Origin of the sequence: Oxalobacteraceae sp. CFBP 8761 (assembly GCA_014841595.1) — a bacterium.
Classification (GTDB): Bacteria; Pseudomonadota; Gammaproteobacteria; order Burkholderiales; family Burkholderiaceae_D; genus Telluria.
The window spans coordinates 2,796,170-2,808,925 of the sequence record JACYUE010000001.1; the positions used below are offsets into that span (position 1 = coordinate 2,796,170).

Below are 12,756 nucleotides of genomic sequence, written 5' to 3' on the forward strand. Positions count from 1 at the left end.
GGAGAATCATTCATGGCTGAACCCTTCCTGGGCGAAATCAGGTCATTTTCATTCGGCCTGATTCCCCGTGGCTGGCTTGCCTGCCAGGGCCAGTTGTTGCCGGTCCAACAGAATCAGGCCCTTTTCTCGCTGCTCGGCGTCAACTATGGCGGCAATGGCGTCACCGTGTTCGGCTTGCCCGACCTGCGCGGCCGTGTCCCCTTGCACCTGTCGTCGACCTATCCTCTGGGCGCGGCAGCCGGTGAGGCCAGCCATACGCTCACTGTCAACGAGATGCCCATTCATGCCCATGCGGTACAGGCATCCGGAGAGACAGCGACGCTGATCCCGCCACAGGGCAATGTCTGGCCTCAAAGCGCCGATACCTATGCGGCAGGCGCCCCCGACGTCGCGATGGGCGCCCGTGCCGTGAGCACGGCAGGCGGCTCGCAGGCACACGAGAATATGCAGCCCTACATGACGATCAGTTTCTGCATCGCGATACAAGGTATCTACCCACCGCACCCATAAGGAGACAGCCATGGATCCCTACATCGGAGAAGTACGCATTTTCAGCGGCACATATGCCCCTGAAGGTTGGGCCGACTGCAACGGCCAGCTCATGGCCATCCAGCAGAACTCCGTGCTGTTCAGCGTGATCGGGGCGGTCTATGGCGGCGATGGCAGCACGACGTTCGCCCTGCCCAACCTGAGCGGGCGCGTGCCGATGCACCAGGGCGCCGGCCCCGGTCTGACGCCAAGGCCATTGGGCACGCAAGGTGGCGAGGCGGCCGTGACGCTGCTGGCGGCCCAGATGCCAGCGCATACGCACGTTCCCCAGGCGCTGGACAATCAGGGAACGTCGAGCGATCCGACCGGCGCCGTCTGGACCAAAACGCCGAAGGCGGGCCGCAATCCGATGGACACCAGGGGGTTTGCGCCCACGCCAAACGTCGCCATGCACCCGATGGCGCTGTCGGCTGCCGGCGGTAGCCAAGCGCACAACAATATGCAGCCGTATCTGCCCGTGCGATGCATCATCGCGCTGGTGGGCGTGTATCCCCCGCGACCGTAGCCTCGGCACTGGCTGGCGGCGCCCGGCCGCAGCGGTTCCCTTTCGATGTTTCTCATCTCCACGCCATGAACCATCCAGACGCGTTCTCGCTGTTCCCGTCCGACGCCGCGTTGCCGCTGGCGCCCAACGTCATCGTCTTCGTCGAGGCCGACGTCGCCGATTACCAGTTGCTGCTGGCCGGTCTGGCGCCCGGCGCCGAGGTGCATGTGCTCGATCCTGGACAGGACGGTCTGGCCGGCATGGCGGCCATACTGAAAGGCCGCAGCGGGATCGACGCGCTCCACATCGTGTCGCATGGCGGGGCAGGCGCTGTCTCGCTCGGCGCGCTGCAACTGCGCCGCGACAACCTGTCCGGCCACGCCGATGACCTCGCAACGATCCGGCAGGCCCTGCATGCCGACGCCGATATCCTGCTGTATGGCTGCTCGGTCGGCGCAGGCACGGCCGGCGCCGCATTCGTCGATGCACTGGCCAGCGCCACCGGCGCCGACGTTGCCGCGTCCACCGATCTGACGGGCGCTACCGCGCTGGGCGGCAACTGGACGCTCGAGCGCTCGAGCGGCGCAATCGCTGCCGGTAATCCGCTGCCGACGCTATCGCTCAGCAACTATTCCGGCCTTCTGGCCGTTAACGGCCTGGCCGATGGCACCTACGATTTTGGCGGCGCCGACAGCCCGCCCAATTCGGGCGGCGCCGGTTTCGTCAGATTCTCCGACAAATTCGATATCAGCAACGGCATTGGCGTCGACGGCACCCTCATGTACACCGCCGACCAGATCACGCCCGATACCAGCGGCAGCATCACGATCAAGGTCGGCGGCAGCGCGGGCGTCAGCACATTGACCTTCAAGGACCTGGCGTTCTCGTTCTTTGAAAATTTCCAGGGCTTCAGCGCTTTGTCGATCATCACCAGGGATGTCGGCGGCCAGACCAACGGCAGCCATGTCCTGAGTGGATCGTACATTCCCGGCAATACCAATGTGTTTTCGGCGAGTTCGATCCTGAACGGCGGGGCCTCGTTTGCGGACAATGCGGTCGCATCGATCACCATCACCTGGAAAATCGTCGCCACCGGGCCGGATACGCAGATCAATGAGCCGGCCAACCTCAACTTCAACAGCATCACCGTGGCCAATGTCAGCACCGCGCCGCCCCCGAATACCGCGCCATCCTTCGTGGGCGCGAATACCCCGCTGGCGCTGACAACCAACGCGGGCGCCACCGATTTCTCCAGCCTGCTGCGCGTGAGCGATACCGACAGCGCCCAGACGCTGACCTGGACCCAGAACAGCGGCCCCACGAACGGGACGCTGTTCTTTTCACCCAGCACGCAAGCGAGCGGAGGCACCAGCATCACGCCGGGCGGCACCCTGACCTACCAGCCGAATGCCGGCTTCGCCGGCAACGACACGTTCACCATCCAGGTCAGCGACGGCGCCGCCACGGCCACCCGCACCATCACCGTCAACGTCGCGCCCTCCACGCCTGGCGCCCCCGACCTCTCAGGCAACGCCGCCGTCGACACCGGCGTCTCGCAGAGCGACAACATCACCAACGCCGGCACGCTGAGCTTCAGCGGCACCAGCGCCGCGGGCGACAGCAGCAGCACGGTGCGGGTGTTCGTTGACAGCAACGGCAATGCAACCTACGACGCCGGCACCGACGCCACGGGGACGGCGACGGTCAACAATGGCGTCTGGACCGTCAACGGCATCGATGTCGCCAGCCTGGCTGACGGCAATTACAATGTGTATTCCACGGTCACGTCGGCCAGCGGCGGCCTGGTCAGCACGCTCAGCACCGGCCTCGGCATCACGCTGGACCGTACCGCGCCCACGCTGGCAATCACCAGCAGCAGCGCGGCGCTCAAGGCCGGTGAAACAGCCACCATCACGTTCACATTCAGCGAAGACCCCGGCGCAACGTTCACCTGGGACGGCAGCGTTGGCGACGTACAGGTCAGCGGCGGCACCCTGAGCGCCATCTCGGGCAGCGGCGCGACCCGTAGCGCCACCTTCACGCCGACCGCCAGTACGAACAGCGGCGCGGCCAGCATCAGCGTCGCCGGCGCTGCCTGGACCGACACCGCCGGCAACAGCGGCGGCGGCGCCAGCGTTACGCCAGCGCTGACCTTCGACACCCTGGCGCCCGCTGTGACCTCGATCAACCGCATCGGCACCGCGACCAGCAATGCCACCAGCGTCCAGTACGCGGTCACCTTTGACAGCAGCGTCACCGGCGTTGGCGCTGGCGACTTCCAGCTGACCGGCACGGGCGCCGCGACCGGCACCGTTGCCAGCGTCACCGGCAGCGGGACTGCCTATACCGTCACCGTCAGCGACATCAGCGGCGACGGCACGCTGCGCCTGGATCTGAAGAACGCGGGCACCGGCATCGCCGACAGCGCCGGCAATGCCGCACCCGGCTATACGAGTGGCCAGAGCTATACCTTCGACTACACGTCCCCTGCCGCCACGTCGGTGTTGGTGCCGGCGTCGGCCACCTATGGCGCGGGCGATCCGCTGGAATTCACCGTCAACTTCAATGAGGCGGTGACGGTCGACACCACCAACGGCACGCCGTCGCTTCCCCTCGCCCTCGACAATGGCGGCACGGTGCAGGCCGGTTACGTGAGCGGTTCGGGCGGCACTGCCCTCACCTTCCGCTACACGGTCGTTGCGGGCAACGCCGACGCCGACGGTATCGCGATGAATGGGCCGCTGTCGTTCAACGGTGGCACGATCCGTGACACGGCTGGCAATGCGGCGGCCACCACGCTCAACGCCGTCGGGGCAACTGCCGGCATCCTGGTCGACGCCCTTGTGCCTGCCGTCACGAGCATCGTGCGCGTGGGTAGCGAGCTGACCAACGCCACCAGCGTCGTGTATGCGGTCACGTTCTCGGACAGCGTCACCGGCGTTGACGCAAGCGACTTCACGCTCGTGGCAGGCGGCAGCGTCACTGCCAACATCGGTGCGGTCTCCGGCAGCGGCGCCAGCTGGACCGTCACCGTCAACGACATCACCGGCGACGGTGTGCTGCGCCTGGACCTCAACGCCAGCGGCACCGGCATCCAGAGCGGCAGTGGCCAGCCCATCGCGGGCGGCTACACCACCGGCCAGAACTACACCGTCGACCAAAGCGCGCCAACGCTGTCGGGCGCCATCGAGCTGACCGACACCGCGCTCAAGGCCGGCGACACGGCCACCGTCACGTTCCGCTTCAGCGAAGCCGTGCAGGACTTCACCGCGAGCGATGTGACGGTCGCCAACGGCGCCTTGTCGAACCTGATGTCGGCCGACGGTGGCCAGATCTGGACCGCTACGCTGACCCCGCTCGACATCGTCACCGATGCCACCAATACGCTGACGCTGAACTATGCCGGCGTGAGCGACCTGGCCGGCAATGCCGGCACCGGCGCCGCCACCAGCACCAACTACGCGGTCGACACGGCACGCCCAACCCTCGCGTCCGCCATCACGATCTCCGACACCACGCTCGCGATCGGCTCGAGCGCCACCGTCACCTTCACCTTTAACGAGGCCGTGACCGGGTTCACCAGCGCAGACGTCACCATCCCCAACGGCACGCTGTCGGCATTGACGAGCAGCGACGGTGGCATCACGTGGACCGCAACGCTCGCGCCTGCCAGCGCCAGCAGCGACGCCACCAACACGCTGACGCTGGACTATACCGGCCTCACGGACCTGGCCGGCAACACCGGCACCGGCACCGCCAGCAGTGGCAACTACGAGGTCGACACCGTGCGGCCGTCGCTGGCCTCGAGCATCTCGATTTCGGATACAACACTCACCAGCGGGAACACCGCCAACGTCACCTTCACGTTCACCGAAGCGGTGAGCGGCTTCAGCCTGGCGGACGTGACCGTGCCCAACGGGGTTCTGCAACAACTGCAATCGGCCGACGGCGGCATCACCTGGACCGCAACGCTGACCCCCACCGCCGGCACGAGCGCGCCCGGCAACGTGCTGACGCTGGACTATACCGGCCTGACCGACCTGGCGGGCAACGCCGGGGCAGGCAGCGCGCAGAGCGGCAATTACGCAGTCGACACTGCGGGCCCTGTGCTGGCCCAGCCCATCGCCATCGACGACACCGCGCTCAGGATCGGCGACACCGCCACCGTCACGTTCGTCTTCGACCAGTCGGTGACGGGCTTCACCGCTGCCAACGTCACCGTGCCCAACGGGACGTTAGCGGCGCTGAGTTCAAACGACGGCATCACCTGGACCGCGACCCTGACCCCGAACCCGGGCGCCACTGCGGCCAGCAACGTGCTGACGCTGGACTATGCGGGGATCGAAAACGCCGTGGGCAACAGCGGCGCCGGCAACGCAACCAGCAGCAACTACGCGGTCGACACGCTGGCGCCGACGGCGATGGTCACGCTCTCGGACGTCGACCTGCGCGCTGGCGAGACGGCGCAACTGACGATTGCGTTCAACGAGATCGTCGGTGGCTTTAACGCGTCGGCGGTCACGGCCCCCAACGGCGCCCTGGGCACGTTCACCACGCTCGATGCTGGCATGACCTGGCGCGCGACCTTCACGCCGGATGCCAACATTCGCGCAGCATCCAACGTCATTGCGGTCAGTCTGGCCAACGTGGCCGATCTGGCCGGCAATCCCGGTGCGGGCAATGCGTCCTCGCCCAACTACGCGGTGCAGACCACCCCACCGGTCATTCCGCCGACCAACCCGCCCGCGTCGGACACGATCGATGGGGTGGCGGTGCAAACCGACATACTGCCGGTCGATCCGGTCACCGGACTGCCCGGCCAGGCGCTGACGGTCCCCATCATTACCGGCACCCGCAGCGACGATCCGGCCACCCCGAATGGCAACCTGGCCGACATCCCGCTGGGCCTGGGCACCGGTACGGGTCCACGTACCGAACTGATGGTCAGCCTTCCGGTCGGCACCGGCATGCGGGCCGAAGGGCCATCGGGGCTGCTCACCAGCCAGCAAGCCCTGCTGGACCTGATCCGCCGCATCGCGAACCAGACCGAAGACGGTTCCAGCGCCCAGTCGGGCATGACCGGCAACGGCGCCGGCTTCCTCGACAGCCTGGCGCCGGGCACGCTGCTGCAGAGCCAGACCATCGTGTTGTCCGCAGCACCGGGCTTGAACTCGCCGCCGACCATCCTGATCAACGGAAGTTCGACCACGCCGGTGGGCGGCGGCCAGAACGCCACCGCGATCGGCCTGGTCATCGACGCCACCGGTCTGCCTGCGGGCAGCACGCTGCAACTGAACAACGTCGACTTCGCCGCCATCGTCGGCGCCGTCACGGTACGCGGCGGTGCCGGGCGCAACTTTGTAACGGGCGACGATGCCATCCAAAACATCTTGCTGGGCGCCGACGACGACGTGCTCCTGGGCGGCGGTGGCAACGACATCATCGGCAGCGCGGGCGGCGATGACCTGCTCGATGGCGGTTCGGGCAACGACATTCTGGCAGGCGGCATCGGCAACGACCGCCTCGCCGGCGGCGCCGGCAACAACGTGCTCCAAGGCGGGCGCAGCACGCAAGGCGCATGGGAGTTCTACCTCACGGCCGGCGGCGCCCTGACGGCGCGCCATGAAACGGCGCTGTTCGCACCGGGCCAGACAGAACGGCTGACATTGGCCGAACTGAACGCCTCGGCCACGGAACTGGCTTTTCTCGGCGCCGACAAGCCGATGCTGTCGTCAATCTCGCTGCTGTACCACGCCGCCCTGGGCCGCGCCCCCGACCTGGGCGGCCTGGCCTACTGGGCGCAGGACGGCGTCACAATTGGCACCGTGGCCGCGCGCGTCCTCGCATCGCCCGAATGGCTGGCCGCCAGCGGCAGCGCCTTGTCCGATGCCGGCTTCATCGAAGCGGTGTATGGCAACGCCTTTAACCGCACGCCCGATGGCGGGGGTCTCACCTACTGGCTCGGCCAGCTGACCGGCAGCGCTACTACCCCGGCCATCAGCCGCGCCGACGTGCTGGTTGCGATCGCGCAAAGCGCCGAGCACGAGCGTGCCTGGAACACGGCGGACGGCTATCGAATCGGCACAGGCGCCGTCGTGCGCGAGACGGACTGGATTGTCGACGACGGCGACGATATCGGGGTCTATGCCGGCAAGACCGCTGACTACAAGTTCATCATCGATGAGGATGGCCGCCTGAATGTGGAGCACAAGGCGAGCGGCAATCTCGACCAACTAAGCGGTATCGATATCGGCGACTTCAGCGACGGCACGCTGGACCTCGGCTTCCTGCAGGACGGGCCGGCAAAGGTGAAGCAACTCGGCCTGTTGTACCAGACGGTGCTGGACCGCGCCGGCGACCTGGGGGGCTTCCAGTGGTGGCTAGGGCGTGACATCGACGGGGCGCAGCTGGTGCAGGACTTCATCGCCACCACCGAATTCAAACTGCGTTACGACAGCATCAACGATGCTGCCTTCGTCCAGGCGCTGTACGACAACTCGGGCCTGAACGCGGGTGCGGCAGGCGGCCAGGCGAGCTGGGAGAACTACCTGACGAACCACACGCGGGCCGAGCTGATCGCCACCTGGCTGAACCAGGACAGCGTGGTCGACGCCCAGTTTGCAGGTGCTGGCCTGTGGGTGGTCTGAGCGCAGGCGCGCACTGAGCACACCCGCTACGTGCAGGCCCTGCTGTTGTCTGGCGGCGGCTGGACGCCGGTCTGCGCGTGCCAGCGCAGCTCCAGGCGCATCGTGTCTTCGCTGTCCACGGCGAATCCCAGGGCCTCGTACAGATGGCGCGCGGCCACATTATCCTGGCGCACCGACAGCACCACTGCGTGCCCTGCCCCCGCCGCCTGCGCCTGCAGGCGACGCAAGGCGTCGGCTGCCACACCCGTGCGGCGTGCAGAAGGCAACACCGCGATGTCCACCACCCGGATGACGCCATCGACGGCTGCAGTGACCAGGCGCCCCACCGCCACGCCATCCCGTTCCAGCACCTGACACACGGCCTGCGGATAGCTGTTGCGGTAGCCAGCCACTTGCAGCCGGTGCTGCATGGCGATCAGGCCACCGATCACCGAAGGGGCGACCGGCAACGCCAGCAAGTCGTCGCGTGTGCTCCGGTACAGGCTGGCGAAGAATGCCTCATCGGCGGCGCCGGCGTCACGGATGTGCAGCGTGAACAAGGTCATCGTGGATCGCGCTCAGTTTTGTCACGGGAAAAACCGCGGGTCATAGTTCCACCGCCTCAAGGTCGTCGCCGCAATGGCACCGGCATCCCTGTGCTGTGGATTGATCAGGACGTTATATTCGTCAGGCACGATCACCGAGGGCACCAGCAGCAGCGCCGTGGCACCTGCCGCGACCCAGGCATCACTAGCCTGCCTGGAGGCCATCCCGGACGGAACGGCATCCCACCCGCCTGGAAGTGGATCAAGAACCTGACGCACGGCCCACACGGTATCCGGAATATCGATCCGCACCAGATAGCGGTTGAAAGGCAGCCCGCCACTACTCAGGTAGTGAACAGTTTCCAGGGTCGCGAGCGCAATGCTGTCAGCAGCATAGACGATGGGCGTACCCTTGCTGTTCCAGCGCCCGCCCGTCATCTTCGCGCCGGTTCCGCGCAAGTCGTTGGCGCTGTAGGCAGGCGCCTCGACGGCGATGCGCCAGACCTGCTTCGTCAAGCGTAGGCCCCGCTCTGGCTCATCGCCAGCAACTCTGCCACCAGCTTTTGCCCCTCGAAGGTATCCATATAGCTTGCAGGCGTCTCGCCGGCCAGGGCCGGCAATGGCTTCGTCAGCCATTCCGATACCCAGCGCGCGGCATTGAAGCCGGCCGGATCGCCGGATTGCTCGACCATGGCCTGCACCATGCCGATCAGGGTTTCGACACCCAGGACGCGCTCGGATTCGTCCTTCGACAGCAAGGCAGCGTCTTTTTCCTTGCGACTGATTGTCGCCCGCGATAGACCCAGGCTGGACAGCAGGGTTTCCTTGCTCATGCCCATCCGGCCCGAGAGACTGCTGATCATTGCGGCAGGGATACCGTGGCGGATGACCGCAATACGCGCCTGGGGATCTGACCGGTAGAGGGGAATGGCCTCGGCGACATGGGTGCCGGCCCGCGCCGGTGAGGCTGTCCGCTCTGTGCCGATGACCACGTTTTGCATTCCTGCGCGGGCAGGTTTGCCTGTCTCTGCGTGGTGGTCTGCAGGGAGCGTTGCGACTGCTTTAGCGTTCGACATGCTTTGCCTCCTTTGATACGGAAGTATAGTTCAAATGAGACGAATAGCAAGCCTTGGTTGCCGAGGTGAGTTCAGATCGCGAGACGTCGGCAAATCCGCGTGAATGGGGCATACAGGCGCGGCTGATAGCGGCGGGGGTCTGGCGGCGGGGTCTGGTCTGACGTTGCGATACGGGCTCGGCCTGGGCAGATGGCTGCGGACGCCGCGCGTTGCGCGAGCTGAGGGGTTGGGGCGCATGCTTTACTGCGGAAGTGTGAATGGGAAGCGCGCCCACGGCGCGCTGCGCTGTGCGCGTTGCGCACAGCAGATGGACGATTCGGAGAGGGCTGCCCAAGTATGGGCAGCCCTTCGAATCCCACGCGGGGGCCATGCAGATGGCCCCCTCGTCTCCGGGAGGTGTTAACGGAAAAAGCTCCCTTGCGGGAGCTTTTTGCTTTTTTCTGGCGGAGACGGTGGGATTCGAACCCACGATACAGGTATAAGCCGTATGCATCCTTAGCAGGGATGTGCCTTCGGCCACTCGGCCACGTCTCCAATCAGTACCAACGTTTCCGTCAGCGCTGAGTGCAAGCATCTTAAGGGTTGGTGCTCATTTGGTCAAGAAAACACACCCAAAAAATTGCAAACTGGCTTAACTTTGTTCGAGATTAAACGACTTGTGCAGGGCGCGCACGGCCAGTTCCATGTACTTCTCGTCGATCAGCACAGAGATCTTGATCTCCGACGTCGAGATCATCTGGATGTTGATGCCCTCTTCCGACAGCGTGCGGAACATGTCCGAGGCCACGCCGACGTGGCTGCGCATGCCCACGCCCACGGCCGAGACCTTCGAGACCTTGGCGTCGCCGACGATCTTGGCCGCGCCCAGGATGTCCTTCTGGTCTTCCAGCACCTTCATTGCCTGCACATAGTCGTTGCGCGAAACCGTGAAGGTGAAGTCGGTCTTGCCGTCCACCGACTGGTTCTGGATGATCATGTCGACTTCGATATTGGCTTCGGCGATCGGACCCAGGATGTGGAATGCGACACCTGGCTTGTCCGGCACGCCCAGGACGGTGATCTTTGCTTCATCGCGATTGAAGGCGATGCCGGAGATGACGGCTTGTTCCATATTGCTTTCTTCCTCAAACGAAATCAGGGTGCCGGAGCTGGCTTCTTCGGCCAGGGGCATCAGGGGATCGGTCAGTGACGACAGCACGCGCGTCGGCACCTGGTAGTTGCCTGCAAACTCCACCGAGCGGGTTTGCAGCACTTTCGAGCCCAGCGACGCCAGCTCGAGCATTTCTTCGAAGGTAATCTTCGACAGGCGGCGCGCCTCGTCGACCACGCGCGGATCGGTCGTGTAGACGCCGTCGACGTCGGTATAGATCAGGCATTCGTCGGCCTTCAGCGCGGCCGCAATCGCCACCGCCGAGGTGTCCGAACCGCCACGGCCGAGGGTCGAGATGTTGCCGTCCTCGTCCATGCCCTGGAAGCCCGTGATGATGACGATCTTGCCGTTGGCCAGGTCGCGCAGCACGCGCGTGTCGTCGATCGACTGGATGCGCGCCTTCGTGAATGACGAGTCGGTGCGGATGCCTGCCTGCCAGCCAGTGTACGAGACCGCGTCCTTGCCGATGGCAAGTAGCGCCATGGCCAGAAGGCCCACGGACACTTGCTCGCCGGTCGAGGCAATCATGTCCAGTTCGCGTGGATCGGGCTGGTCCATGATCTGCTTGGCCAGACCGATCAGGCGATTGGTTTCGCCCGACATGGCGGACGGCACGACGACGATCTGGTGACCTGCGTCGTGCCACTTGGCCACACGGGCCGCGACATTCTTGATACGGTCCGTCGATCCCATCGACGTCCCGCCGTATTTGTGGACAATTAAAGCCATATCAGGAAGGGTTCCAGCTAGGGTAAGGATCAAAAAGGGACCCTTACTCTAGCATGGTGCAGCGCGGCATCACAAGGCTCGTTGGCGGAAAAGCTATACGAAAAGAACATAACCTAATGCTTTTCGCAACGCAGCCGACAGGACGCGTCAGGCCGTGTTCGCTTCCCAGCGCAATTCGATCCTGTCCTCGCCGCCTTCCAGCACATGCGCGCAATCCATCCCGATGCCGGCGGCGAACAACAGCTCACGGCCACGGCTGACGGTGGGCAGGCGCTCGCGCTCCCAGGCCGGCACGCCCAGCGCCTGAAAATGCGCCTTCAAGCCGCGCGTGGGGCGGTTGGCCGCTGTCTTGAGGCGCTCGCCGCCCTTGCGGAAATCGATCATCAACGGCAGCGCGCGCAGCCAGGCGGCATCGAAGCCGCGGGCGGCCGGCACGAAGTGCAGCACGCCGCCGTAGGCCGGAAACGCGATCGACGCTTCGCCCTGCCAGCGGAAGCGCTGCCCTTCCTTGACGAAGATGCCGAGGTCGTCCGGATCGCGCATGCCTTCCAGTTCCGGCAAGTGCGGCGTCAGGTACAGCTTGCCGCGGTGGCGGCGGATGTGGCAGTCGGGATGCGTGACCTTCAACTGCGCATCCTCGCGCGCCGAGAACAATTGCCAGACCATCTCGGCGAGCCACGCCGTCGACGGCATCGCCAGCCCACGCACGGCGAACAGATGGCGCATGCAGTTGTCGATGCGGTCGGCGCTGAGCGCGCCGAGCACCGCCAGATCGACCGCATCGCCATCCAGACAGGCGGCCAGGTCCTGCGCCGCCAGCTCTTCGAGCATGCGCTGGGCCGACGCGACGTGCGCGGCACCGCGCGCCAGGCGCGCCTGGAAGCCGGGGAAGTTCGCGGCTAGCGCAGGCATTACCTGATGGCGCAGCGCGTTGCGTGCATAGCGCGCATCCTGGTTCGATTCATCCTCGACCCACCGCAAAGCGTGCGTCGCGGCATAGGCCTCGAGCGCCGCGCGCGATTGCGTCAGCAGCGGGCGTGCCATCACGGTGACGTCGTCGCCCAGCAGGTTCGGCGAGCGATTGGCCGCTTCCATGCCGGACAAGCCCGCAGGCCCCGAGCCGCGCAGCAATTGCAGCAGCACAGTTTCAGCCTGATCGTCGAGGTGATGCGCGGTCAGCAGCAGCGTCGCGCCATGCACGCGGCACATGTCCCCCAGCGCCGCATAGCGTGGGCGGCGTGCAGCGGCTTCCACGCCGGAACCGTCGACCGGAATCGTCACACGACGGTGGTCAAATGGCACACCCAGCGCGGCGCAGCTGCGTTCGCAGTGCGCAAGCCAGGCGTCGGCATTCGGGCTCAGGCCGTGGTGGACATGGAAGGCAAACAGCGGAATGCCCTGCTGCGCGCACCAGGCGTGAGCCAGGTGTAGCAAGACCATCGAATCGAGGCCGCCGCTGCAGGCGATCGCGATCGAGGTGGGCGCGTAGGTGGTGGACAGGCGCGCGAGCGCCTCATTGCATGCTGCGGGTACCGATCCGGTTGGATCGGTACCGCGATTGGTTCTGCTCACTGTTGAGACTCGCTTACTTTTGTTG

General features: G+C 65.6%; 8 protein-coding genes and 1 tRNA gene. 3 read left to right on the forward strand and 6 right to left on the reverse strand.

Annotated features, from left to right (window positions below; genetic code table 11):
* Positions 1-12 precede the first annotated feature (12 nt).
* The 3 genes from IFU00_12130 (at position 13) to IFU00_12140 (ending at position 7,680) form a co-directional block, all read left to right on the forward strand.
* Positions 13-510 carry a phage tail protein gene (locus IFU00_12130; protein ID MBD8543030.1) on the forward strand — a complete coding sequence of 166 codons (498 nt, stop codon included), beginning with the start codon at positions 13-15 and terminating at the stop codon, positions 508-510.
* A 10-nt stretch (positions 511-520) separates the two neighbouring features.
* Complete coding sequence (locus IFU00_12135; protein ID MBD8543031.1) at positions 521-1,054, forward strand: phage tail protein; 534 nt, start codon at positions 521-523, stop codon at positions 1,052-1,054.
* A 65-nt stretch (positions 1,055-1,119) separates the two neighbouring features.
* Positions 1,120-7,680 (forward strand): DUF4347 domain-containing protein, encoded by a 6,561-nt coding sequence (locus IFU00_12140; protein MBD8543032.1) that lies wholly within the window; start codon positions 1,120-1,122, stop codon positions 7,678-7,680.
* Positions 7,681-7,706: 26 nt separating this feature from the next.
* On the opposite strand, the gene IFU00_12145 is transcribed toward IFU00_12140, so the two are convergent.
* The 6 genes from IFU00_12145 to tilS form a co-directional block, all read right to left on the reverse strand.
* Entirely contained in the window at positions 7,707-8,225 is a 519-nt protein-coding gene (locus tag IFU00_12145) for a GNAT family N-acetyltransferase (protein ID MBD8543033.1), read from the reverse strand.
* 21 nt (positions 8,226-8,246) lie between these two features.
* A complete protein-coding gene (locus tag IFU00_12150) occupies positions 8,247-8,720 on the reverse strand; it encodes an RES family NAD+ phosphorylase (protein MBD8543034.1) in 474 nt (157 codons plus the stop codon).
* A complete protein-coding gene (locus IFU00_12155; GenBank protein ID MBD8543035.1) occupies positions 8,717-9,037 on the reverse strand; it encodes a DUF2384 domain-containing protein in 321 nt (106 codons plus the stop codon). The genes IFU00_12150 and IFU00_12155 overlap by 4 nt, the downstream gene beginning before the upstream one ends.
* A gap of 684 nt (positions 9,038-9,721) precedes the next feature.
* A tRNA-Ser gene (locus IFU00_12160) sits at positions 9,722-9,814 on the reverse strand.
* A 97-nt stretch (positions 9,815-9,911) separates the two neighbouring features.
* A complete protein-coding gene (locus IFU00_12165) occupies positions 9,912-11,159 on the reverse strand; it encodes an aspartate kinase (protein MBD8543036.1) in 1,248 nt (415 codons plus the stop codon).
* A 147-nt stretch (positions 11,160-11,306) separates the two neighbouring features.
* Positions 11,307-12,731: a tRNA lysidine(34) synthetase TilS gene (gene tilS, locus IFU00_12170; protein ID MBD8543037.1), complete on the reverse strand. Its 1,425-nt coding sequence runs from the start codon at positions 12,729-12,731 to the stop codon at positions 11,307-11,309.
* Positions 12,732-12,756 lie beyond the last annotated feature (25 nt).